This is a genomic window from Paenibacillus sp. FSL R7-0048, assembly GCF_038004505.1.
In the GTDB taxonomy this organism is placed as follows: domain Bacteria; phylum Bacillota; class Bacilli; order Paenibacillales; family Paenibacillaceae; genus Paenibacillus_AQ; species Paenibacillus_AQ odorifer.
In genome coordinates this window covers 2,823,101-2,847,023 of sequence record NZ_JBBORF010000001.1, presented here as the reverse complement: position 1 = coordinate 2,847,023, position 23,923 = coordinate 2,823,101, and the positions used below count along the sequence as shown (strand labels likewise).

Here is a 23,923-nt window from a genome sequence, read left to right as displayed (position 1 = left end):
ATTTTCATTCTACACACTCCTTCGATGCTTTTCGGCGAAATTCATTGGGGGTGATCCCGTATTCATTTTTAAAAACACGATAGAAAGAACGCAAACTGTTGAATCCGGAATCAAACGCGATATCCGTGACCGGATGGGTAGTGGATAACAGCAGCATATGAGCAAAGGCTACCCGTTGGCCATTGATGTAATCACGAAATGAAATGTGAAACTGCTCAGAAAAGATTCGGGAAATGATAAATTTACTAATGCCAAGCTCTCTTGAAAGCGTATTCAGATTTATGTGATCTAAAAAATGCATGTCGATGTAAGCTAGGATTTTGGGGACGAGATCCATTTCTTTTTTATAGTCTACTTTTTTCATTAGCAGTAACGGCAGCGCGTGCCCTAATACTACAGAGGTATAAGCCTTGAGCAGACGAACATCACATTGTTCTTTATATAGTTTATACAAGGTTGCCAACAGATCTTGAAGCACCTTTTGTTTCGTAACTATAGGGTTATCCGGAACATGATTAAGCAAATCCCCTGCAAAATCCCCCGGAAAAGTGGCGTCAAAAAAGAACAGCAGGATCTGGCTTTTCTCTAGAGTTTTGTAGCTGTGAGGTTGATTGGAAAAAATAATCGCTATGTCTCCTTCAGACAAATCATACTCTTTTCCATTGATGTTGATATTGATTTTGCCGGACAAAACCATTGTTATCTCTACATTTTTGTGTAGATGAAGAGGATAAGTGTTATTGGTAGAAATAAAGGAGTGAAACGCCTGGTCACGATGCTGATATTTAATATTCATGTTTTTCTCCCTGTCGTCATGGAATGCCAAGCACTATAGCTGCTGTAATACTAAGAACATAATATGAATTTGTTCGTTTACGCAAGAACCAAAGAGCAATAGTTGGCACAAAAAAAGATTTTTTTGGCAGGTAAATACGCCCTAAAAGTTTTAAAGTATTACCAGTAAGCTGCTTGTCGCAGACCAGTATCATTTCACTGAGAGGAGGAAGTATAACAGGAACAGCATTCAGCGATAAGACTGTATCCATGTTATACGTCAAAAAGATGAAATGGAAGAGTAAAAAATCAGGTAAGGTTATAGGTGTCTTATTGAGTTTTTCGGTAGCGTTTTCATTTTTAGGAGGTCACACACTTGCAGCTTCAGGGCAGGCAGACGGAGACAAAAGTTTTGCGGGTGCCTCTATTCTTGCTTTTCCTGGCGCGGAAGGTGGCGGCGCCTATACAAGCGGTGGTCGAGGGGGCGATGTATACATCGTAACTACCCTTGAAGATTACGCTGTAAAAGACAAACCGATTGCAGGGTCCCTTCGCTACGGGATTTTATCTACGCCTAAAGAGGGTCGTACCATTGTTTTTCATGTTTCCGGAACGATTGAACTGAAGAGCACGTTAAGTCTCAATAATATTAAAAACCTGACCATCGCTGGGCAAACCGCTCCAGGCAACGGAATTACCATTGCAGGTTGGGATACCAATATCAGCAATTCAGAGAATATCATTATTCGGTACACCGCTTTCCGTCCGGGTGCCACTAATGTGTATAATGGCAGTGATTCAATGGATGCGCTTTGGGGGAGAGACAACAACTACTTCCTCATTGACCATTGTTCCTTCAGTTGGAACACAGATGAAACTCTATCTTTATATAGAGGCGAAAATGGCACGATCCAGTGGTCCATTATTTCCGAAAGTCTGACTCTATCCGGGCATTCCAAAGGAAGACATGGCTACGGCGGTATTTCAGGCGGAGACAAAACAACATTCCATCACAATCTGTATGCGAACCATACCTCGCGAAACCCAAGACTAGGCGGCGGTTACGCAGGTGCTGCAGATGCTGATCATGTGGCGGTTGTTCAGTTCTCGAACAATGTAATTTACAATTGGGGCTTTAACGGCACTTATGGCGGAGGTTTTACTTTTACTAACTTTATGAACAATATCGAGATTGCCGGCCCAGGTACAAGAGATAATGTAACTAACCGAGTGATTGATGCCGGTGAAGCTACCAAACTGGGCGGTTTCTATATCGCTGGAAACAGAATTAACGGCAAGCTCACAGGCTTACTGAATGATTCTTCAGATTATGTGAAATTTTCTGGCGTGCAGAGTGGTGAACAAAAGACGACCCTTGCAGCCACACCATATCTTTCCGCGGACAGTACTGGAGTTAACCATGGTATTACCAATAAAGCATTTGATAATTATGTTAAGTCCGGCGTAAAGCAAGCGAATGAATCACTATTAAAAAGCATTCTGCAACAAGCGGGCGCTACCTATCCACGTCGCGATGCTATCGATGCAAGAATTGTGGCAGAAGTCGAGCAGAACTCGGGAAGATATATCAACACTGAACATGAAGTCGGGGGTTACATTTCAGACTTTGGCGTCATTGAGGCACAATATGATAAGCAATTTGACACTAATAAAAATGGAATAGACGACAAGTGGGAAAAGAAAAATAAAATCTGGGGCAGCAAGGATGCATACAAAACGGTTACTAAAAATGGTTACACCTGGCTTGAGCTTTATATTAACGGCCTAGTTGATATGAAACACGTCGCCGAAAACCCTGATGCTAAGCTTTTAGCGCCAGAAAACAATGCACAATTTGTTACCGGGAAAGAGGTCGTAGTTAAAATCAATGCTTCCCCTAGATCCGGAAACAAAATAAAAAAAGTTGCTGTATATAATGGTTCTAAATATCTTGGGGAAGCAGTCAAAAAAGGCAACACATACACATACACCCTCAAGAATTTAACGGATGCTTCCTACTATATTTCTGCAAGAGTGACCGATACCCAAGGAAATGAGACCCAGACCACAGCCACTAATATCCATATCAATGCTGCTACCTCTTCCCTGACTGGAAAGGGTTGGACTACAGCAGATATCGGTGATCCGAACATTAAGGGTTCCGGAAGTATTACAAATGATGTGCTTACCGTTAAAGGCAACGGAAAGCTTGGAAAAAGTGAAGGTGGCACAGAAGGATCCGAAGCAAACAATGCAACCAAAGATGACTTCCACTTCGTGTATAAAGAAATGAACGGAGATATGGAATTTACCGCGAAGCTCGAAGAAATCGGGGCCGTTGACAACCATGCCTTCACCGGGCTAATGATCCGCGATGACTTGAATAAAGACAGTGCCGCGGCGGCCCTTGGTATCTCCTATGTGAAGTTGTCCAAAGAAACCAGCTGGTCATCTTATCTGACGGGCAGAAATATTAAGGGCGGAGGATTTGATGAATTAACTGAAACTTTAGACAGCGTATCTGCTGCTGAAAAAGCTAGCATTCAACTTGTTTCAGATATTCCATTTAAAATTAATGGTGTGGAGCAAGGGTATTGGCTCAAGCTTGGCCGTAAGGGAGATGTTTTCTATGCTTACGGATCAACGGACGGAAAAGACTGGAAGCTAATTGGCGAGCGAACTATTGTTATGGAGGGTTCGGTATATGTCGGATTCGCCGTTGACAGCAATGATGTCGCCAATAAGATTGAGCAACTGAACTATGCTAAGTTCTCTAACCTTACTGTGGAGAATACATTCACTCCAATAGGTGACTCAGCGATAAATAAATAGCGTCTGTTCATCTCCACAGTTCCAAAAAGACGGAAGCCAGTAAAGCGGCTTCCGTCCTTTTATTGCTATCCAATTGGACCAGCACAATAAATTGCCTGATTCACTGTTCAATATGGCTTTAAAGTTTTTTCTTTAACATTACTTCATCATCCTTAACATACCCGCTCAATTCATACGCTTTAATGGCTACACGATTATCTTCTCCTGTTAAAATCTTAACTGTTTTGACTCCACGAGAATAAAGCTGACTTTCCAGAAAAGAAATTAGTGCAGTAGCGACACCATTTCTACGAGCTGACTCTTTTACATACATTTCAGTAATTTCACCATATGCTTCATTATAACAAAATGATTTCAGACTTTGAGCACAGCCAAAACCAACTACTTCATCCCTTAAAGTAGCCACGGCCACCACTTCATTATTGCTGTTCAAACACTTGATGATCTCCGGCACAGGACGTTTTACTCCACCATTGAACTCAAGATTTAACCTAGACAAAGCATCCGCGTCACATATCGTTGCTAGCCTAACATTTGGAAGCATTCTCTTCCCCCTCTACAACGTTTCCTTTTCAAGGACATACTCTTCATTGGAATTTTTTAAAACGATATCAAATTTATGATGATAAGAATGCATAAACAACTCATATTGCATCCTGCGCTGTTCATGGGATTTTCTTAAATAATTAATATCTGTTCCTCTTTCAGAAACATCACGTATACTCCTTCTCATCAACTCGGTTTCTCCATCCGTGTATAAGTAGATTTTCAGATCATACAAATTCGGATCAGTAAAGGCAACGCTCATGCCTTCTACAATATTTACCTTGTTTTGTGAAGATATGAACATACTTTTTGTATAGTCTGTGCCAATTGTGTAAAAATCCAACCCATCCCTCAACATATGAATGTCTCTCTCTAAAGCAAATATATGATGAGCAGCAGGATGACAAGCTGTCACTTTATCGTGATAATGTACATTCTTATATTCATAGTCGATAGAAGTGTATTTTCTAAGACTAGATTCAACAATATAGGGGTCTGTATTAATATAATTCACATCATCCTGCTGCAAAAGCTTTAAAAGATTATTAGCAAACGTTGTTTTTCCAGATGCACCATGACCCGAAATCCCAATGATGATTCTATTAGCCTCACCGCTAATCAAATTAGCTATCTTATGTAACACCTTGTCCATATTATTCGCCCCTCTCCCTACTCGATCCTATGTATTCCTTACTCCGCTATGGTTTAGCACATTAAAATCAATGGTGCATTTTATATAAAGAAACTTAATAGAAAGGGGTAGATCTTCCATGGCTACTCGTCAGCCAGATTTAGTATTGATCAGTTGGAGCAGAAATCCTTTGGTTGCTGGATCAGCACGTAGGATTATTGCCGCCCGTGTTATTGGAAATGCCGTGCCGTGCAGACCTAGCTTGAGACCCAACGGATTGCTTAACACCGCTTTGGCTTGCTTATTAGACAACGATGTTGGTTTTAAAGTGGTCTTTCGTAAAAAAACTTCAAGCATTAGCGGATATATTTTGTTACAACGTAACTAATAGGTTTAGGGGGCAGTGAAAATTGCTGCTCTCTTTTTCCTGTGTATCTCATTGCACTTAAAGTCCAATCAATCCTAGAAAATGGTGTGTATAATTTATTAGAAACTGAATCTGATTGAAAATGGGTGAGTCCATGAAATTACAAGCTGTGAAAAAAAGCTATGATTTAATAGTAAGCTTAGGGATGTCTTGTGCTCCTGCTATAAATCTGCAAAGAAATAGCTTGAGGAAATTCTCCATGCCGCTCGACTGGATGGTTTCTTATTCATTGGCTGATGTAAATAGACTTTATAAGAATAGATTTCAAAATTTCATGGAATTAATAAATCTGCAAATTCTTGATGAAACACATTTTTTTCTGGAGGATGGATTACCAGTCTATCCTAATGGGAATAAAAATGCACTAGTGAAATCCTATTTTATTCAGGATACTTTATATAACATTATCTCAGTTCATGATTTTCCAATCCACCAAGGTAAACACTGGTCTATAACCTATCCTTCGTATAAAGCGAAGCTGGAATTACGAATTAATAGATTTTGGGACAAGTTAATCCACAGTAAAAAAACTTTATTCATTAGATGGTTTGCCTCATATGAACAGGCTGTAGAGCTACAGTCAATTTTGTCTGATTTATTAAAACCGAACGAATTTATTATTCTTATTCTTATTCCCGTTCGTGAATCAATCTCGGTACAAGAATTAAATTGGAACATAAGTGATATTTGTGTGTTAGAAGTTCCTGAGGATATGAACGATTATGATAGCTGGGATTATATTTTGAAAGACATACACGTAACTAATAACTAATTTCGCTTTGATCGATCATATGATTAATTATTTCCTCTGCTGCAAAAACATATGGATACAAATACAGCCTACTGATGCTGACCAATAAAGCAATAGGGTTACTAATTCCAAAATCGTATTGACTCCCATGCGCTGCTGGATTTGCGGGTTCAGGCTCTACAAGATCATACTTCTCCATCAGCCTTTCCTTGGTTCCACTATCTACTACTGTTCCGTTTCCTTTATCCGCAAGGACAGATCCCGATTGAAAACACGCCATGAATAAGACACAGCAAATGGTGAGGATCGCTAGTTTCTTTTTTCGCATCATACATCTCCTAATTCTTTCTGGGTCTCCCCTATAACTTAGAGCCGTTCAAATTATTTCTTGGGTAATCGCAGGAAAACTATGTATTCGACAATCTTGATCAGTATAGATCATATTCCATGAAAATAATGGGAGAAAAAGTCTCGAATTCTATAATACTCCTTTCTATATATAAAAACAAAAGCACCCCACAGCTAAAATTAGCAGGGTACTTTTGGATACTTCGCCGTATTTACAATATCAACATTCCGCTGAGCGGTTTATGGAGTTGGAGTTCCGCCGTTCGCATTCAGTGTTTCGCCACTGATATAGCTAGATTCCTGGCTAGCCAGGAATACATATGCCGGAGCCATCTCCGCAGGCTGTCCCGGACGACCTAGTGGTGTGCTCGACCCGAACTCCTTCAGCACTTCCTCCGGTTGCCCACCCACAACTTGAAGAGGTGTCCATACGGGACCAGGTGCTACTACATTGACGCGAATCCCCTTATCAGCTACTTGCTGAGCGAGAGACTTACTGAATGTATTAATAGCAGCCTTGGTGGTCGCGTAGTCCAAAAGGATCGGTGAGGGATTATAAGCTTGAATAGAAGAAGTGTTAATAATGGTGCTGCCCGGTTGCATATGCTTCACCGCAGCTTTGCACAGCCAGAACATAGCATACACGTTCGTCTTAAATGTGTCGTCAAAATGCTTCGTAGTGAGATCAGCGATGTCTGGAACGAATTGCTGTTTGCCCGCGATATTGGCTAAAATATCAATTCCACCTAGCTCTTTAACCGCAGTATCGACGAGTTGTTCGCAGTATGTCTCATCCTTCAGATCGCCTGGAATGGCGATTGCAGTACGACCCGCTTCCTGCACTAGCTTGACCACCTGCTTTGCATCTTCCTCTTCCTCGGGCATATAAGATAGAACAATATCTGCCCCCTCACGAGCAAAAGCAATAGCAACAGCACGGCCTATACCGCTGTCGGCTCCCGTAACTAACGCTTTACGTCCGGTCAGACGCCCAGTTCCTTTATAGGTATCTTCTCCTGTATCAGGTACTGGATTCATTTTCTTCTGCAGACCCGGCTCCTCTTGTTGCTGCTGAAATTCCGGTCCAGCCTTAGTGTACTGAGTGGTAGGATCTTGCATCGTATATTGGTTAGACATCGATCAATTCCTCCTTTATTTTTAGAAATACATTTTTATATTTTCCGAACTCTTTGTTATGTAAACACAACAAGCACGCCTCTAAACATTCACCTTCGATAACACAGCCTTAAATAGTGCCGCAAAAATACCCCAACCACCTGTCAAGGTGGCTAGGGTATCCCCCGCCTAAAAATAAATATATGGAAGCTCGCTTGTTAGTTAGGGAACGCCCCGTATAGTCTGGCGTATACATTAGATAAAGGAGTGATAAATCATGGGCTTTTTTATATTCCTCTTTGTACTGTTAGCATTGCTTAATATCTTCTTTCCTCATTTGGGATGGTACATGCGCTATGGCTGGATGATGAAAGGTGATGTAGAGCCCAGTGATGCCTATTTATTAATGACTCGCATCAGCAGTATAGTGGCACTTATTATCCTCTTTTTTATCTGGACTAGTTTCTGATTTACCCTAACGCTCTTAGCACATCTTCAATCTTGCGCTGATGCGACAATACCCCATAATTCATCCAGGCCATAAAATCCACCTCATATACACAGCGATTACGAACAGCGGGCAGATTGCGCCAAAGCGGTGTATCCAACAGCTCCCGTCCTTCTCCTTCCTGTCGATCAAAGGTAATGAACAAATGATCTGCAGTGAGGCTCGCAAGCTCTTCTCTTGTTAGGCTCACCCGCTTCTGTCCACGAGTCAACTTCGGAACCAAGGCATGGGGCTGCAAACCTAAATCATGATGGAGTACGCTACCTGTATAACCCAATTGCCCGCATCCGTAGAGATTGATTCCGTAGGAAGATATTCTAAGGCATGCTACAGTCTGCCCTTGGACAGAACGGTTTAGCTCTCGTCTAGCTTGCTGCGCCCGATGCTCATAATTGCCGATCACTTCCTGGACACGATCCGTTCTGCCAAAGACGGCTGCTGCGGAAAATAACGTGGCCCGCCAATCCTCTTGATGAAAAGGCAGCTTGAACAACGGAGCAATTTGGCTGCACTCATCCAGGTGCCAACGCTGAAAGCCATCATCCAGCAGGATCAGTTCGGGCATGTACTGGGAGAGCTCCTGCCAATCGCCAGTCGAAATATCAACCGCAGGCACATCGAGGAGGGACAGATACTCTTGCTTCCCCCACTGAGCGTGAGAATATTGCGCCACTGGTGTAATATCCAGAGCCAGCAGGTAGTCTTCCAGAAAAGGAGCGAACACCCGCAGCCCTTCCTGATGGAAGCTTCTGTATTGGCCGGGCGTAACGCCCACCGATCTTTTGAAACGCCGGTTAAAATAATACTCATTGCTATACCCTACAGATAACGCGATATCATGCATACGGTCATTCGTAAGCAGCAACTGCTGCTGCGCCCTTTCAATACGAAGTCCGTTCAAATGCTCTAAGGGAATCCGCCCTGTCACTTCTTTAAAAATCTGTGTGTAGCGTGCACGTGTAATGCCTGCCACTTCAGCTAATTGATCGACGGTTATGGCGTGATTGTAGTGTTCCTGCATATAGCGGATGGAACGCTGTACCGCCTCATGGGCTCCTTTCATCTGGATGACAGAGGAATTTGCCCGCATGATCAGCAGCAGTAACTCTTGAAAGCGGGTATGGCCTGCGAACCATTCAATCTCTTCCGTACTTCTGCGACTATGATAGATAGCCTCCAGCAGTAATGCACATTGTGAAAAAGGTCTGCAGCTTAGCGGGCCGGACTGGAGAATTCCTTCTTTAGTCCCCTTTTCCATTCCACTCTGCCTGCTTCCCCCCGTTTCGATGACTTCAAACGTAAGCCTATAGAAGCTAAGTCCTCGCTCCTCGGCATTGATTTTGCTTATTAGCCCAGGTTCGAACAAGAACCCGACACCTTTTTCCAGAGGAAAACGCTTCTCCTCGGCTTTTAACCATCCCTGTCCTTCCGATACAATGATCAGGGTATGATTTTGAAACACTAAGGTCTGTCCGTTCACCGATAAGGATTGGGCTTCTATGTTAATCAAATAGAATAGCCTCTTTTTATTGCTGTCTTGTAAATCTTCTGCCATTCTAGCGCCCTCCAATTGAGAACCATTTTCATTCACTTTACTATAGTTTAGAATAAAAAAGAAGGTCTATCAACTATGCTGATAGACCTTCTTTATGCTATTCCTTACGACGGCTGCCGTTTTATTTCACCATAGCTTTCAGCAAGTCATCAAGCTTCATCGAATTGGCTGTGATGGCACCAGTCTGCCAGTGGGAACGTTCCATTCTATAAACATTCCCGTTCTTCACCGCCGGCAAGCTCTTCCACAACGGGCCATCAAGGATTTGAGTCGCTTCCTGATTCCCTTCAGTATCCCAGCCCCCGTTGTCAGGGAACACAATGATATGATCCGCTTCGAGCTGAGGGATAAGCTCTTCGGAGATAATAGATTGATATTCGGTCATTTCTGCCGCCATAGGCACAGGTGTCAGGCCAAATTGAGAATAAATTACACCGGTGAAACGGTTTTTAACACCGAATAGAGCAAAGGTTTTATCCGCTACGTTGAGCCGGATCACTGCTACTTTTTCCTGACCTAGGGCCTGTTGCAGCTTAGCTTTCCCCTCTGCCACTTTCTGATCGTACGCTGCAAGGACAGATTCCGCCTTCTCCGGAATACCGAGCGCATCTGCAATAGCCGTAAGCACTTGTCTTGAGTCTTGCAACACCGCCTCAGGTAGACGATAGGTTGGTGCTATCTTGGAATATTGTTCATATTTCGCCGCATCCGCACCTCCATCCACAATAATCAAGTCAGGGTCTTTTTCCAACAACACTTCCATACTACCGGTAATATCAAATTCTGGTACATCAAGATTTAAATAATCCTGTTTGCCCCAGCTTGGATGATACCACTGCACCACCGGGGTAATGCCCAATGCCTTCAAATAATCTTCAACATAGATCCCGGCTACCCGTTGCGGTTTAACTGGAATTTCAACATCCCCGAATTCCCCGGCAATCGTCCGAGTTGCACCCTCTTCTGCGGCATTTCCATTTCCTTCAGTTGGTGCGCTAGTGCTCGCTGAGGTAGATTCCTCTGCATTCTGTGTCTTAGCAACGTTTTCTTTCGCAGTATTGTTATTCGTTCCGCATGCTGCCAGCGCAGTTATTGCCATTATAAGTACCGCTGCCCATAAAAACTTCTGACCCCATCTTGCCATTGATCCCTTCACTCCTATGCTTTATTGTCATTGATTATCATTCTCAATAACCTTTATCACAATAGTAGCATGACTTTCATAGCTTTCAATGCACTTTCTCCGCAAAAAACTTATACAAACTATTTCTAGTTGTTCTGCTCTATCATTATTCGGTAGGATTCTTCTTCTATTAAAAATATGTCATCCTTTATTAATTTAATCGCAAAATTTCTTATTTTACGATTGATTTATACGATGCTTTCGCTTACAATAAACTCATAAACGCGCGTTTATGAAAAGAGGGGAAACATGCGCAGCGAAGATATTGCTAAGTTGGCCGGGGTTTCCCGAAGTACGGTATCCCGCGTGATCAACAACTATTCCAATGTTCCTGAAGAAACCCGGGCCAAAGTGCTGCGGGTGATTGAGCAACATCAGTACGAACCGAACAGCTTTGCACGGGCTCTGGCCGGTAAGAAAACCGATACCATCGGATTGTTCGCCATCAGTATGAACGAGAAAGAGAACACTACCCGAATTTATCAGAACAATTACTTTGCACCATTCGTCGATGCCGTAGTCGACACGTCGAATGCCCGCGGATGTTACGTTCTGATTCATACGGTATACTCTCCGGACGATTTTCTGAAGGTAAAACAAGCTTTTCTGCAAAAACGGATTGACGGTGGTATAATTGTCGGCACTCAGAAGGATATTAATATCGTCCGCGAAATGGTGGGACTCGATTCTCCGCTAGTACTGATTGATTATGATATCTCAGAGATTATGTCGGAGCATCTTGACCGCAATCATTTGGCCATTGTGAATTCCAAAGATTACGAGGGCACCACAGAAGTGATTGAACATTTAATCTCCTTAGGCCATCAAGAGATCGGCATCATCTGTGGGCAAATGAATACGTACTCTGGTCGAGAACGCTACACGGCCTATGAGGACACGCTGAAAAAACATGGTCTGCCTATGAATGAAAAGTTTATTCTTAAGGGTGATTTTCTGAAAGAGACGGCTTATGAAGAGGTCAAGAAGCTGCTTGCTTCTGGTGAACCTTTGCCGACTGCCTTTTTCTCTTCCAACGATGACATGGCTATTTCAGCGATGGAAGCGTTCTCCGAACATGGAATCATTGTCCCTGAGGATATCTCCATTGCGGGTTTCGATGACATTCAGCTGGCATCCCGTATTCAGCCTAAGCTGACCTCTGTACGCTTGCCGATTTATGAAATGTCCAAGGCTGCAGTGGAAAAAGTAATCGAGCTGTGTGATTCACAGCAGCCGACTTTCAGCACGATCAGCTTTCCAGCTCGTTTAGTGGAGAGAGATTCCTGTCAACCGCCGAAGAAGTAGCACAGATTCATCCTTCACTGAAGAATACATATTTTTCTGTGGAGCTGCTATCATTGGGTCTCGAAATCACTGCCTAATACTATCTTTTAGAAACAACGGAAAGAATCCCTTCCCTCGAGGGAATTTTTCCTGAAACTTATAAACGCGCGTTCACAATCGAAAGGAGACTTTCTCACATGAAATTCGGTACCTTTGACGACACTCGTAAAGAGTATGTAATTAACACACCAAAAACACCTTACCCTTGGATTAACTACCTTGGTAATGAACAATTTTTCGGACTTATTTCTAATACTGCTGGTGGCTATACCTTCTATAGAGACGCTCGTCTCAGAAGATTGACCCGTTACCGTTACAACAATATCCCAATGGATGCTGGCGGCCGTTACTACTATCTTTATGATGATGGTGATTTCTGGACTCCAGGCTGGATGCCAGTAAAACGTGATCTGGACTTCTACGAATGCCGTCACGGTCTTGGCTACACCTCCATTACTGGTGAACGCAACGGTATCTCTGTAAACCAGCTTGCTTTTGTACCTATGGGTCATAACGCTGAAGTACATCGTCTTGTAGTGAAAAACACGGGTTCCGCGAAGAAATCCGTTAAACTGTTCTCTTTTGCAGAGTTCTGTCTTTGGAATGCACAAGATGATATGACTAACTTCCAACGCAATCTCAGCACTGGTGAGGTTGAAGTGAAGGGTTCTGTTATCTATCACAAAACAGAATACCGTGAGCGCAGAAACCACTACGCTTTCTACTCTGTTAACAAAGAAATCGCCGGCTTTGATACTGACCGCGAAGCTTTCGTAGGGATGTACAATGGTCTGGAAAGCCCGCAAGCTGTTGCTGCAGGTGAACCAACTAACTCGGTAGCGAGCGGCTGGTCCCCTATCGGATCGCACGCCCTGAACATTACTCTGGAGCCGGGCGAAGAGCAAAGCTTCATCTTTGTCCTTGGTTACATTGAAAACCCAGAAGAAGACAAATGGGAATCTCTGAACGTAATCAACAAAAAACCAGCAGAGGCTATGATCGAGCAATTTGCTACAGACGCTCAAGTGGATGCTGCTTTGGCTGCACTGGCTGCACACTGGGATAACCTGTTGTCCAAATATCAAATCCAAAGTGGCGACGACAAGTTGAACCGTATGGTTAACATCTGGAATCCATATCAATGTATGGTTACCTTCAACATGTCCCGTTCCGCTTCTTACTTTGAATCCGGTATTGGCCGTGGTATGGGCTTCCGCGATTCTAACCAAGACTTGCTCGGATTTGTGCACCAAATTCCTGAACGTGCTAAAGAACGTATTCTCGATATCGCCGCTACACAATTTGAAGACGGCAGTGCCTATCACCAATACCAGCCGCTCACCAAAAAAGGTAACAATGAAGTCGGTACTGGCTTTAATGATGACCCGCTTTGGTTGATCCTTGGCACAGCTGCTTACATCAAAGAAACTGGCGACACATCGATTCTTGATGAGCAGGTTCCTTTTGACAGCAATCCGGATAACACAGCTACTCTGTTTGAGCACTTGAAACGCTCCTTCGAGCATGTAACTAACAATCTCGGACCTCACGGCTTGCCGCTGATCGGTCGTGCAGACTGGAATGACTGCTTGAACCTGAACTGCTTCTCTACAGAACCAGGCGAATCTTTCCAAACTACTGCCAACATCGAAGGCCGCGTAGCGGAATCCGTATTTATCGCGGGTCTGTTCGTCTTCGTTGGACCGGACTATGCAGAAATCTGCCGGATGCGCGGACTTAATGACGTAGCTACGGATGCAGAAGCTAAGATTGACAACATGCGTGAAATCACACTCACTCACGGTTTCGATGGTGACTGGTTCCTGCGCGCTTATGACCACTATGGCGACAAGATCGGTTCCAAAGAAAACGAAGAAGGTAAAATCTTCATCGAACCACAAGGTATCTGTGTTATGGCCGGTATCGGTGTGGAAGATGGTCAAGCTGAAAAAGCTCTGACTTCCGTGCAAGAGCATTTGGATACTAAATACGGTATCGTATTGCAACAGCCACCATATTCCAAGTACTATCTGAACCTGGGTGAAATTTCTACGTACCCTCCGGGCTACAAAGAAAATGCTGGTATTTTCTGCCACAATAACCCTTGGATCATGATCGCTGAAACTGTACTTGGACATGGCGACAGAGCGTTTGAAATTTACGCTAAAATTGCTCCTGCTTACTTGGAGGACATCAGCGAAATTCACCGTACTGAACCTTATGTATACTCGCAAATGATCGCAGGTAAAGATGCCGTTCGCCACGGGGAAGCTAAAAACTCCTGGTTAACTGGTACTGCTGCTTGGAACTATGTAGCGATTACACAATCTATCCTTGGTATTCAAGCGGACTTCAATGGTCTGAAGATCGATCCTTGTATTCCTACAGAGTGGGACAGCTTTGAAATCACCCGTGTCTTCCGTGGAGATACTTATGTGATTCAAATCAAGAACCCGAACCATGTATCCAAAGGTGTAGCTAGTCTTACCTTGGATGGCGCAGCTGTAGAAGGTAACATCATCACTCCTGTTGGAGACGGTGCTGTACACCAAGTAGTTGTAGAACTGGGTTAATATAAAAAATCCGCTCAACCGTTCGTTTGAACGATTGAGCGGAGCGGATCTAAAATTAACAGTAGATGCCCCCTGAAGGATTCAGGGGGCATCTTTTTTTTACCCTTCCACAATATCTGCTCTTAAATCACTCGCAACCTCAAGCATTCTAGGAATCACGGCTTCATTGGCGCCAGAAACATAAATATCGCCCTGATAATGTCTAAATGGGATTGTTGTATCACCATAGCTCCACATAAAGAAATCTCCCTCAATGGACATGGTAGTGGCACCTGTTACTGTAAAAACTGATGTATAGGTGAAATCAGGTTTGGATGCGAAATATTGCTTACACTCTTCTAAAGATAGGGTTGTTGCTGAATCTCCAGCATTCTGCATTGCTCTTGTCATCCGATAACGTTTACTCATTGTGATGCCTCCATTATTATCTGTAAAATGATCAGTTGCCTTATCCAGATCAAATATAGCATACAATGAAGGGCAAATCCCATTCCATTTCTAATTCAAAAATGTTAATATAACCGTTTTTCATAGCTTTCTTTTAGTGATTTTGAGATATCCTCTGGAGTAACTCCAAGTTTACGGGCATGCTGCGCCAGTATTTTTGATGGATTAGGCAAGACTTCTTTCGCAAGCCAATGATCGTCATCCCACAAATGTGACCGCTTAAAGGCTTTTGCACAATGCATATAACATTCTTCAACTTCCACGCCAATTCCAATGATCGGGACTTTACCATGCGCTTCCATAGGTTTCAATATATCTTCATCCTTAACTATACTCGCGTGCCCATTTATTCTTAATGTTTCTTCAAGTCCGGGGATGATGAATATCAATCCGACTTTTGGGTTCTCAAGTATATTCCGCAAAGAATCAAACCGTCTATTCCCAGGGCGTTCAGGGATCACTAAATGTTTATCATCCAACACGTGAACAAAACCTTCTGCGTCCCCGCGCGGAGAGACATCACAAGCACCGGACGAACCGCTTGTAGCCATAAAAAGCATTGGAGATTTTGAGATATAATCACGGCAATGATGATCTATAACAGTTATGGTTTTGTTGTTAACCAATTCGCTTGGGTACCCAAATAAAGACCTTAGCTCTTCTTCTGACTCTATAACTTTTTCGAAAAAGTTTGACTTCATACTTCTCCCTCTCTCAACTTAATAAGCCCCAATATTCTTATTTTTGCTCAAATATCCGCTTGCTTAGAATGCACATCTTCATTTTCAATGCCCGAAACCAACAAACAAAAGGGACAAGTATAACCCTCTGGAGCATGATTATAAATATAGCCCGCCTCCACTGTTATAGGATTTAAGAATATTTCTATGTTTTTTCTAATTTCGCCATTTCGCGTGTGTTCTCCTTTTTGCAAAAAGAAAAGGACAGACTGTAAATTACAGCTGTCCTCATCGGTAAATGTTGATAAACTACAGCCATTCCCGAGATCTATGTCTACCTATAACTTAAACGCTGGCTTCCGGAATCCATACCTTCATTTCACCACTGCCACGATTTCCCCATAAGTAATACGGAACCGCCTTAACCTTTACGGTTTGAACTGGTGCTTTGACTCTGCTGTAAAGCTCACCACTCCAGCCCTCTTTATCTACACGTAGCCCCTCTGCCTTGACAACAACAGCGCCGCCGAGCAATGTCTCATCAAAAGCCGCAGTAAGTTCACTGCCTTCTTTTAAAGAAATCGAGCTTAACGGCTCACCATTATCGATACTTTCAAGACAATACACAAGAGGTCCACGCTGAATCGTTACTTTTTGAGCATCAGCACGCAAACTTGGATGTGCGTAGATACGATGTGCCTCCATAGGGTCATGCACTTCGATTACATCTCCTGCTCTCCACAGTCTCCGGATAACGAGGTATCCCTGCTCGATGTTCTCAGCAGTATTCATTGCTTCACCGTTGACTCTGATCTCCATTCCTTGGCTCCAAGATGGAATCCGTAAGGCAATCCCAAACTCTGCTTCCGCTGCGGGATTAATCTTCAACGAGACTTTACCTTCCCATGGATAGTTACTCTCTTGCTGAATCGCAATATCTGTTCCACCCAGCTTTGTTGTCAGCTCACTGCCAATATACAAATTCGTATAGAGCGTATCACCATGGATCGTATAGATATATTGATTAAGCGAAGTCAGCAGACGCGCCACATTCGGAGGACAGCAAGCGCAGCCAAACCAACCTTGGCGCTCGGACTTCACATGATGTTTATCTGGATTGCAGCTGCATGCCTTAGGCCATACTTCTAGTGGATTCACATAAAAATAGTGCTTACCATCCTGTGCCATTGAACCCAACACATTGTTATAAAGCGCCCGCTCCATCACGTCGGCATAACGTGCATCCGGCGATATTCTCAGCATTCGCTGTGCAAAAAAGATCAACCCAATAGATGCACAAGTCTCTGCGTACACCGAATCGTTAGGCAGATCATAATCGAAGGTGAAAGCCTCACCCCGATGCGTAGATCCGATCCCGCCAGTAATGTACATTTGCTTAGTAGTGATGTTATTCCACAGTCTCTCGCATGCTTCGCGAAGGGTATCATCTCCCGTAAGTGCGGCTAGATCAGACATAGCAGTATACATATAAACCGCACGCACAGCGTGTCCTACAGCCACTTCCTGTTCTCTTACCGGAAGATGACTTTGGTAATATTTTAAATCTAAATTCTCCTTCTGACCTGTGAAAAAATTGATACTCCCCAGACTATCCCATTGTTGCTTTAAGAAATTCGGCTGTTGACCTCGCTCATTAATAAAAAAGCTGCTGAGCTTCAAATACCGCTCCTCACCTGTGAGCCGATACAGCTTCACGAGCGCAAGCTCAATCTCCTGATGGCCATCATATCCCCGCATTTTTCCTTCTTCCGGACCAAACACAGAATCGATATGATCAACCATTCGGCACATGATGTTGAGCAGTTTTCTTTTGCCTGTAGCCTCGTAATAAGAAACGGCTGCCTCAATGAAATGCCCAGCACAGTAAAGCTCGTGGCAATCGTTCAGATTAGTCCAGCGTTTGCCGGGTTCTTTTATCGTAAAATAAGTATTTAAGTACCCGTCTTCCTGCTGCGCTTCTCCAACGAGGTCAATCACTTCATCCGCTTGACGCTCCAGCTCAGGGTCACGTTTGATGCTTAAGGAATAACCTACGGCCTCCAGCCACTTGGCTACATCACTGTCTTGAAATACCCAGCCGTAAAATTCACCGTTCTTCCGGCCCGCAGCAATCTCAAAGTTAGCAATGGCATGACTGGGCTCAGCTCCCGCTGCTTTATCGTGCAATGCCTCGTATTGATACGGGATTACAACATCCTGAACCAGCTTTATATAACTTCCCCAGAAATCATCTTTAATGCTAACGGATTGATCTTTTACAACTTGCTGATCCTGGATCGTTTTATTCATCATCATCTTCCCCTTAGCCTTATTTTATACTCGCTAATTACAATTATAGAGCGTACAATAGATAAAAAATATAATCAGAAGCAACCCCTTTTTTGTACTATTTCACACTCCTAATTCCAAGGACAATTTGAGCTCGGACTACGATAAAAAGAGAGGTAGAACACAGTGAGTCCTTCCTATGTACATTTCGCAGCGCCACCTTTTCCATATTTTCTGGAATGCAATCACACTGTTTATCAACCCGGAGAGCAGCATCCAAATAGAAGCCATATCGGCTTATTTGATCTGATTATTGTAGAGCAAGGTTGTCTATTTATCGGTGAAGAGCATAATCAATGGGAGGTTGCGGCTGGGCATACGCTGCTTCTGCTGCCTGACCGCTATCATTATTCCGTTAAGTCTTGCGAGGAGCTGACTTCGTTTATCTGGATTCATTTTCATACCCTCGCAGATTGGTCAAGCTCTGAAGGCGAGCCTGTGTATATCAACCGAGAGACACATTTCCGGCAGTTTCTTACTCATCCATATACCATTCGCATCCCGCAGTTTGGTCCCCTTCCTGATCCCTTTAAACGGAGTGGACAAGCTGAGAAGCTTTTACAGCTGTCCACTGGAAGACGTTCCAGTGCAGTTTGGGAGCAGCAAAGGATTTTTGAAGAAATGCTGCGGATGATGGATCTAGCGCAGCATGATACTTCAGAAAGTCATGCGGTAGAGATCGCCGAGAGGACAGAGACTTATATCCGCAATCATTATGCGGAGCCTCTCTCCAATGCCTCTTTAGCGGATGCGCTGCATTTTCATTATAACTACCTTGCCCGCTGCATGAAACGCGTATATGGACTGACTCCGATGGAGTATTTAACGGATTACCGTTTGGAACAGGCCAAGCTGCTTCTGCTTAAAACAGAGATGCCTATAGCTGCGATCGCAGAACGTATCGGTTTCGAGAGCACCGCCTACTTCTCGCGTCGCTTTACTCAGCAGATCGGAATCTCTCCGCTTCGCTTCCGCAAGCGGTATTCCCGATAACGGCAAAAACAGCATGCCTCATAATTGGAGGCGTGCTGTTTTCGTTGTTAATGCGATGCGCTGCTGTAGCTTTCTTGTGTGCTGCTGGCTTACGTGATCAACTATGGATTAATTGGACGCGAGATGCGAGATGCGAGTTGCGAGTTGCGAGTTGCTCCTCTAGCTCGGAGAAACTTAAGTAACTATTATGATGGAGCAGTACTCCGCTTGGCACATTTATTGTGTACCCGTGATCCGTCCTAAATCCTTCTGCTGCTTCTTGCTCCTTGCTCCTTGCTTCTTGCTCCTTGCTCCTTGCTTCTTGCTTCTTGCTCCTTGCTCCTTGCTTCTTGCTTCTTGCTTCTTGCTTCTTGCTTCTTGCTTCTTGCTTCTTGCTTCTTGCTTCTTGCTTCTTGCTTCTTGCTTCTTGCTTCTTGCTTCTTGCTTCTTGCAATAATTTTACCAGTTTACCTTCCTAGGCGTGGCGCACTCATACTTATCATAGATCAACGGCGATCATGCGGCTCGACCCTCCAAAGCTTATCAGCAAGTAACTTACCGTATAGCCATCACACTACTCTCTGTATCCCCCGGAGACGCGTCTACTTAATCATCCATTCATAGCATTCCCCGTTGCGGACCGGATTGCAGCTATTTGTGATTTTCGATCCATTTTGCAGCAGTTTCGGACTGCATAGCTCTTATTGCTCATAATTTGCTCCAAATCGGGCTACATTTGTGGGAATAACTGCAACTGAGTCCGATAGTGTGACAAAACGAGCGGAATCATGGAAATAAGAGCAACTGAGTCCGAACAGTTGCTGAAAAGAACGCCGCCTGCCAAATTTGCTCCTAAACGTGCTAGCCATTGTTTAAACTAGCTGTCTGGGGCTCAACCTAGCTACTCTGCGAGAAATTAGTTACCTGTTGTTCAAACTAGCCGCCTACGTCTCGAAATCTGCTACCTTTTGCTAGAACTTGATCGTATCGGACCGTATTGCAGCTATTTCAGCATATGGGTTCATTTTGCGAAGGTTTCGGACTGCATAGCGCTTATTACTCATAATTTGCTCCGAATCAGGCTACATTTGTGGGAATAGCTGCAACTGCGTCCGATAGTGTGACAAAACGAGCGGAATCATGGAAATAAGAGCAACTGAGTCCGAACAGTTGCTGAAAAGAACGCCGCCTGCCAAATTTGCTCCTAAACGTGCTAGCCATTGTTAAACTAACTGTCTGGGGCTCAACCTAGCTACACTGTGCGGAATAGCTACCTATAGCTCGACCTATCTATACCGTGTGCGGAATTAGCTACCTATGGCTCAACCTAGCTACACTGTGCAGAATTAGCTACCTATAGCTCAACCTATCTACTCCGTGTGCGTAATTAGCTACCTATGGCTTAATCTAGCTACTCCGTGCGCAGAATTTGTTACCTGTTGCACAACCTAGCTGTCTACGTCTCGAAATCAGCTACCTTTTGCTCGATCTTGATCGTAACGGACCCTTTTACACCTATTTGTGATTTTCGGCCCATTTTGCGGCAGTTTCGGACTGTATAGCTCTTATTGCTCATAATTTGCTCGCAATCGGACCACATTTGTGGGAATAGCTGCAACTGGGTCCGTTAGCTCGAAAAAATACCTTGTATCTGCCTAATAGCGGCTCCTGGGTCCGCATGGAGGCTGGGCGGTGAGTTACTCAAATCTATTGAACGTTGCGGACCCTATTGCACCTATTTATGATTTTCGGCCCATTTTTCGGAAATTTCGGACTGTATAGCTCTTATTGCTCATAATTTGCTCGCAATCGGACCACATTTGTGGGAATAGCTGCAACTGGGTCCGTTAGCTCGAAAAAATACCTTGTATCTGCCTAATAGCGGCTCCTGGGTCCGCATGATTAGGCCCGAAATCAGTTTTTTTGCTTCAATGCAATTTTTTGGAAGTGACAAGCATATTTATAAGACATGCCTTTAATGTGGAGATGTTAATATGCAGTCATTATTAAGATACGCGATCATCCTGATCGGAAGCTTGCTCATTGCAGCAGCAACTAATTTTTTTCTAGTCCCATATAAAATCCTAGATGGGGGAATAATAGGAATAGCCCTCATCATCAATTATTTATCCGATGCCAAAATCGGTATAGCTGTCCTTCTCTGCAGCTTTCCGATTTTCCTGTTAGCCTGGCTGAAGGAACGCGATATCTTTTTCAATAGTGTATTAGGTTTATTGACCTCATCGTTTCTGATTGAGCTTCTCGGTCCTTTGCAGTACCACTTTCTGTATTATTTTGAGTTCGGCTCCATTTCCAGCGCCATTATTGGCGGTTTTTTAATGGGAACGGGTCTTGGGCTTATGCTGCGGTTCAAAGCCAGTACAGGCGGAACGGATCTGCTTGCTCAATATATCAAAAGGTATCTCCCGCTTAACCTTGGACTCATCATTTTTTTGACAGATTTTATAATTATCGGCGCGGGGGGACTCCTGATTTCCAAAGAAACCTTCTTCCACTCCATCCTCACGATTATCGCTGGGGGTGTGGCCACAGGTCTCTGCACCTTGGAGACTGAAGAGAAATGGAAAAAAATATGAATATACACGATCATATGTTCGTATTATAATAATAAGAAAATCATCTACCGTATCTCTACCTCACCTGGAGAGTGTGAATCTATGAATAAAGAGCGTGTTATTTTGTTATCCGATTGTCAGAGCTTTTACGCCTCCGTGGAGAAGGCCTCTAATCCGCAATATAGCAACAAACCGCTTATTGTCGCCGGAGATCCGGCTAGACGAAGCGGGATTGTACTTGCCGCTTGTCCGTTAGCCAAATCTTTTGGCATTACTACCGCTGAGACTTTGAAGGAAGCACTCGCGAAATGCCCCGAAGTAATCGTCGTCAGACCACATATGCAGCAATATATCGATGTTTCCTCCCAAATCACGGACATTCTACGCAAATTCAGTGACCTCGTAGAACCTTATTCCATCGATGAGCAGTTTATTGATATCACCGGCAGCCTCAGCTTATTCGGAAGCCCAAGACAGATCGCTACGACCATTCAGGACTTAATCCGCAGAAATACAGGTGTGCGCGCACGTATCGGTATAGGTTATTCCAAGGTTACCGCCAAAATGGCTTGCGACCTGTGGGCCAAGAAGAACCCGGAGGGTCTATTTACCCTCACTCAGGAAGAGCTTCCAGATGTACTTTGGCCACTGCCCATTAGTGAGTTGTTTATGGTAGGCCGCCGCATGTCCGCGCACTTCCAGAGCATGGGCCTCACAACGATTGGCCATTTGGCACAGATGCCGCTAAGCGAGCTGAAATGGCGCATGCGGGAGAAATTCCATAAAAAATGCGATATCGATGCCGAGCTATATTGGCGAATTGCCAATGGCATCGACGATAGCCCTGTAAGTCCCGCTACCTATGAAGTAGCACCCAAGAGCGTCGGGCACCAAATGACACTGCCACGGGATTACTATACACTGCAAGAGATCAAGACCATCATTTTGGAGCTGTCAGAGCTGGTGTGCAGGCGCAGCCGCAAACTGAAGGTGCATGGTGCAGTCGTGTCTGTTGGCTGCCAAGGCGCCAGCTTTGATGACCCCAGCGGCTTCTCGAGACAGACTACGATGAGCGATCCTACGAATGCAACCCAGCTGGTATACGAGGCCGCCCTCGCTCTTTTCAAACAGCATTGGGAAGGTCAGCCTGTGCGCCGAATTCATCTAAGCCTGTCCAATCTGTCTGACGAAAGCCAATATCAGCTAACCTTATTTGAGTCGCGCCCCCGCTACCGCGAGCTCGAACGGGCCACTGATGCGCTGAAGAATAAATACGGGGAATCGATCATCGGACGCGCCGCATCGTTCACAGATGCCGGACAACTTAAGGACAGATCCGGAAAGATTGGCGGGCACTATAAATAAACAGTGCATCTTTATACATTTTATTTCTGAAACTATATTAAAATATATCCCATATCGTTTATAATGCTATATTGAGGTTGTTATTTTCACACAATGAAGCGACAATCATAAGTATATACACATAGATATGTAACATTCCAGGGGAGGACCGGAGAAGTTGGAAAGCACGAGCAACACTAACACTACCTATTATGAAATCGTTGATCTCTGTCTTCTTGCTGGCAAGATCATGCTGCAAAACGGTGCAGAAACCTACAGAGTAGAAGATACAATGACACGTATGGCTGCTTCTCTCGGTTTTCCAGGGGCACACAGTTATGTGACGCCAACCGTTATTATGTTCACCACCAATAGAACGGAGCCCGTTAAGTTATATCGGATTGCCGAGCGGACAACAGATCTGCAGAAAGTCTCGGAGGTTAATGATATCTCGCGGCGTCTGAACGAGCGTCAGATTACAGCCGAGGAAGCTCGGACACGATTAGGAGAGGTCGATGATGCCGCACATGCGTATCCGGTATGGCTGCAAATCATAGCAGCGGCGCTTACCGGCGCTTGCTTCACCGTTATGTTTAAGGGCAGCTTGTGGGATGCTCTCCCCGCATTGCCGATTTCCGGGTTAGGTTTTGCTGCGGTTATCTACCTGCATCGTCTTGTGCAGACTAGATTTTTTGCAGAGTTCTCTGCTTCCTTCCTGATCGGACTTCTAGCCTTCTATTCTGTAAAGCTGGGCATAGGTCAAGAAATGGACAAAATCATCATCGGCTCCGTGATGCCTCTAGTACCCGGTCTACTCATTACTAATGCCGTTCGTGATCTGATGGCTGGTCATCTGGTCTCAGGCATATCCAAAGGAGCAGATGCCTTTCTAACTGCTTTTGCGATCGGTACAGGCATTGGGCTTGTACTATCACTATTTTAATTTTCCATGTGAAAGAGGTTAGCC

At 44.1% G+C, this 23,923-nt stretch carries 20 protein-coding genes; 10 read left to right on the top strand and 10 right to left on the bottom strand.

The genetic code is table 11. The features are described 5' to 3' along the window. Positions 1–4: 4 nt before the first annotated feature. Positions 5–796, bottom strand: coding sequence for an AraC family transcriptional regulator (locus NSQ91_RS12390; RefSeq protein ID WP_076189820.1), 792 nt, complete (start codon positions 794–796; stop codon positions 5–7). 248 nt (positions 797–1,044) lie between these two features. Between NSQ91_RS12390 and NSQ91_RS12385 the strand changes: the two genes are divergently transcribed. After that, positions 1,045–3,606 carry an Ig-like domain-containing protein gene (locus NSQ91_RS12385; RefSeq protein WP_081387710.1) on the top strand — a complete coding sequence of 854 codons (2,562 nt, stop codon included), beginning with the start codon at positions 1,045–1,047 and terminating at the stop codon, positions 3,604–3,606. 118 nt (positions 3,607–3,724) lie between these two features. On the opposite strand, the gene NSQ91_RS12380 is transcribed toward NSQ91_RS12385, so the two are convergent. Together NSQ91_RS12380 and NSQ91_RS12375 are read right to left on the bottom strand one after the other, a co-directional pair. Beyond that, complete coding sequence (locus tag NSQ91_RS12380) at positions 3,725–4,150, bottom strand: GNAT family N-acetyltransferase (RefSeq protein WP_076189819.1); 426 nt, start codon at positions 4,148–4,150, stop codon at positions 3,725–3,727. A 12-nt stretch (positions 4,151–4,162) separates the two neighbouring features. After that, complete coding sequence (locus NSQ91_RS12375; RefSeq protein WP_076189818.1) at positions 4,163–4,804, bottom strand: uridine kinase family protein; 642 nt, start codon at positions 4,802–4,804, stop codon at positions 4,163–4,165. 118 nt (positions 4,805–4,922) lie between these two features. On the opposite strand from NSQ91_RS12375, the gene NSQ91_RS12370 reads away from it, so the two are divergent. Continuing rightward, positions 4,923–5,171, top strand: a complete 249-nt coding sequence (locus tag NSQ91_RS12370; protein WP_076136059.1) for a hypothetical protein — start codon at positions 4,923–4,925, stop codon at positions 5,169–5,171. Between the two features lie 133 nt (positions 5,172–5,304). Continuing rightward, positions 5,305–5,982: a DUF1796 family putative cysteine peptidase gene (locus NSQ91_RS12365; protein WP_076189817.1), complete on the top strand. Its 678-nt coding sequence runs from the start codon at positions 5,305–5,307 to the stop codon at positions 5,980–5,982. Here NSQ91_RS12365 and NSQ91_RS12360 read toward each other — a convergent pair. After that, entirely contained in the window at positions 5,972–6,292 is a 321-nt protein-coding gene (locus NSQ91_RS12360) for a hypothetical protein (protein ID WP_340917982.1), read from the bottom strand. The genes NSQ91_RS12365 and NSQ91_RS12360 overlap by 11 nt on opposite strands. A gap of 257 nt (positions 6,293–6,549) precedes the next feature. Continuing rightward, positions 6,550–7,446: an SDR family oxidoreductase gene (locus tag NSQ91_RS12355; protein WP_076141729.1), complete on the bottom strand. Its 897-nt coding sequence runs from the start codon at positions 7,444–7,446 to the stop codon at positions 6,550–6,552. A gap of 256 nt (positions 7,447–7,702) precedes the next feature. Between NSQ91_RS12355 and NSQ91_RS12350 the strand changes: the two genes are divergently transcribed. After that, positions 7,703–7,894 carry a DUF6199 family natural product biosynthesis protein gene (locus tag NSQ91_RS12350; protein ID WP_076130567.1) on the top strand — a complete coding sequence of 64 codons (192 nt, stop codon included), beginning with the start codon at positions 7,703–7,705 and terminating at the stop codon, positions 7,892–7,894. A 1-nt stretch (position 7,895) separates the two neighbouring features. Here NSQ91_RS12350 and NSQ91_RS12345 read toward each other — a convergent pair whose 3' ends face one another. Together NSQ91_RS12345 and NSQ91_RS12340 are read right to left on the bottom strand one after the other, a co-directional pair. Continuing rightward, positions 7,896–9,488 (bottom strand): helix-turn-helix domain-containing protein, encoded by a 1,593-nt coding sequence (locus NSQ91_RS12345; protein ID WP_340917979.1) that lies wholly within the window; start codon positions 9,486–9,488, stop codon positions 7,896–7,898. A gap of 121 nt (positions 9,489–9,609) precedes the next feature. Further along, on the bottom strand, positions 9,610–10,632 hold the full coding sequence (locus NSQ91_RS12340) for an ABC transporter substrate-binding protein (protein ID WP_339190625.1): 1,023 nt from the start codon (positions 10,630–10,632) through the stop codon (positions 9,610–9,612). A gap of 288 nt (positions 10,633–10,920) precedes the next feature. On the opposite strand from NSQ91_RS12340, the gene NSQ91_RS12335 reads away from it, so the two are divergent. Both NSQ91_RS12335 and NSQ91_RS12330 read left to right on the top strand, forming a co-directional pair. Further along, a complete protein-coding gene (locus NSQ91_RS12335) occupies positions 10,921–11,976 on the top strand; it encodes a LacI family DNA-binding transcriptional regulator (protein ID WP_036685989.1) in 1,056 nt (351 codons plus the stop codon). 176 nt (positions 11,977–12,152) lie between these two features. Further along, positions 12,153–14,588, top strand: a complete 2,436-nt coding sequence (locus tag NSQ91_RS12330; RefSeq protein ID WP_036685988.1) for a GH36-type glycosyl hydrolase domain-containing protein — start codon at positions 12,153–12,155, stop codon at positions 14,586–14,588. A 99-nt stretch (positions 14,589–14,687) separates the two neighbouring features. Here the strand turns inward: NSQ91_RS12330 and NSQ91_RS12325 are convergent, their stop codons facing one another. The 3 genes from NSQ91_RS12325 to NSQ91_RS12315 all read right to left on the bottom strand — a co-directional run bounded on the left by NSQ91_RS12325 (position 14,688) and on the right by NSQ91_RS12315 (position 18,028). After that, the gene (locus NSQ91_RS12325) at positions 14,688–14,996 is read right to left on the bottom strand and encodes a hypothetical protein (protein ID WP_076130570.1); all 309 of its coding nucleotides are present in this window, start codon (positions 14,994–14,996) and stop codon (positions 14,688–14,690) included. Positions 14,997–15,100: 104 nt separating this feature from the next. Further along, entirely contained in the window at positions 15,101–15,736 is a 636-nt protein-coding gene (locus tag NSQ91_RS12320) for a pyridoxamine 5'-phosphate oxidase family protein (protein WP_076212728.1), read from the bottom strand. A gap of 324 nt (positions 15,737–16,060) precedes the next feature. After that, the gene (locus NSQ91_RS12315; protein ID WP_256716605.1) at positions 16,061–18,028 is read right to left on the bottom strand and encodes a glycoside hydrolase family 127 protein; all 1,968 of its coding nucleotides are present in this window, start codon (positions 18,026–18,028) and stop codon (positions 16,061–16,063) included. 162 nt (positions 18,029–18,190) lie between these two features. Between NSQ91_RS12315 and NSQ91_RS12310 the strand changes: the two genes are divergently transcribed. The 4 genes from NSQ91_RS12310 (at position 18,191) to NSQ91_RS12295 (ending at position 23,899) form a co-directional block, all read left to right on the top strand. Then, positions 18,191–19,057 carry a helix-turn-helix transcriptional regulator gene (locus NSQ91_RS12310; RefSeq protein ID WP_076136035.1) on the top strand — a complete coding sequence of 289 codons (867 nt, stop codon included), beginning with the start codon at positions 18,191–18,193 and terminating at the stop codon, positions 19,055–19,057. Between the two features lie 1,973 nt (positions 19,058–21,030). After that, complete coding sequence (locus tag NSQ91_RS12305; RefSeq protein WP_038570150.1) at positions 21,031–21,633, top strand: YitT family protein; 603 nt, start codon at positions 21,031–21,033, stop codon at positions 21,631–21,633. Between the two features lie 81 nt (positions 21,634–21,714). Further along, entirely contained in the window at positions 21,715–22,977 is a 1,263-nt protein-coding gene (locus NSQ91_RS12300) for a DNA polymerase IV (protein ID WP_076189810.1), read from the top strand. A gap of 157 nt (positions 22,978–23,134) precedes the next feature. Next, the gene (locus NSQ91_RS12295; RefSeq protein ID WP_076129956.1) at positions 23,135–23,899 is read left to right on the top strand and encodes a threonine/serine exporter family protein; all 765 of its coding nucleotides are present in this window, start codon (positions 23,135–23,137) and stop codon (positions 23,897–23,899) included. The last annotated feature ends 24 nt before the right edge of the window (positions 23,900–23,923 follow it).

Coding starts and splice junctions, on each gene's coding strand:
- NSQ91_RS12300 (WP_076189810.1), top strand. CDS start 21,715: ATGAATAAAGAGCGTGTTATTTTGTTATCCGATTGTCAGAGCTTTTAC.
- NSQ91_RS12320 (WP_076212728.1), bottom strand. CDS start 15,736: ATGAAGTCAAACTTTTTCGAAAAAGTTATAGAGTCAGAAGAAGAGCTA.
- NSQ91_RS12335 (WP_036685989.1), top strand. CDS start 10,921: ATGCGCAGCGAAGATATTGCTAAGTTGGCCGGGGTTTCCCGAAGTACG.
- NSQ91_RS12370 (WP_076136059.1), top strand. CDS start 4,923: ATGGCTACTCGTCAGCCAGATTTAGTATTGATCAGTTGGAGCAGAAAT.
- NSQ91_RS12305 (WP_038570150.1), top strand. CDS start 21,031: ATGCAGTCATTATTAAGATACGCGATCATCCTGATCGGAAGCTTGCTC.
- NSQ91_RS12380 (WP_076189819.1), bottom strand. CDS start 4,150: ATGCTTCCAAATGTTAGGCTAGCAACGATATGTGACGCGGATGCTTTG.
- NSQ91_RS12330 (WP_036685988.1), top strand. CDS start 12,153: ATGAAATTCGGTACCTTTGACGACACTCGTAAAGAGTATGTAATTAAC.
- NSQ91_RS12355 (WP_076141729.1), bottom strand. CDS start 7,446: ATGTCTAACCAATATACGATGCAAGATCCTACCACTCAGTACACTAAG.
- NSQ91_RS12365 (WP_076189817.1), top strand. CDS start 5,305: ATGAAATTACAAGCTGTGAAAAAAAGCTATGATTTAATAGTAAGCTTA.
- NSQ91_RS12375 (WP_076189818.1), bottom strand. CDS start 4,804: ATGGACAAGGTGTTACATAAGATAGCTAATTTGATTAGCGGTGAGGCT.
- NSQ91_RS12350 (WP_076130567.1), top strand. CDS start 7,703: ATGGGCTTTTTTATATTCCTCTTTGTACTGTTAGCATTGCTTAATATC.
- NSQ91_RS12360 (WP_340917982.1), bottom strand. CDS start 6,292: ATGATGCGAAAAAAGAAACTAGCGATCCTCACCATTTGCTGTGTCTTA.
- NSQ91_RS12325 (WP_076130570.1), bottom strand. CDS start 14,996: ATGAGTAAACGTTATCGGATGACAAGAGCAATGCAGAATGCTGGAGAT.
- NSQ91_RS12385 (WP_081387710.1), top strand. CDS start 1,045: ATGTTATACGTCAAAAAGATGAAATGGAAGAGTAAAAAATCAGGTAAG.
- NSQ91_RS12390 (WP_076189820.1), bottom strand. CDS start 796: ATGAATATTAAATATCAGCATCGTGACCAGGCGTTTCACTCCTTTATT.
- NSQ91_RS12345 (WP_340917979.1), bottom strand. CDS start 9,488: ATGGCAGAAGATTTACAAGACAGCAATAAAAAGAGGCTATTCTATTTG.
- NSQ91_RS12315 (WP_256716605.1), bottom strand. CDS start 18,028: ATGATGAATAAAACGATCCAGGATCAGCAAGTTGTAAAAGATCAATCC.
- NSQ91_RS12340 (WP_339190625.1), bottom strand. CDS start 10,632: ATGGCAAGATGGGGTCAGAAGTTTTTATGGGCAGCGGTACTTATAATG.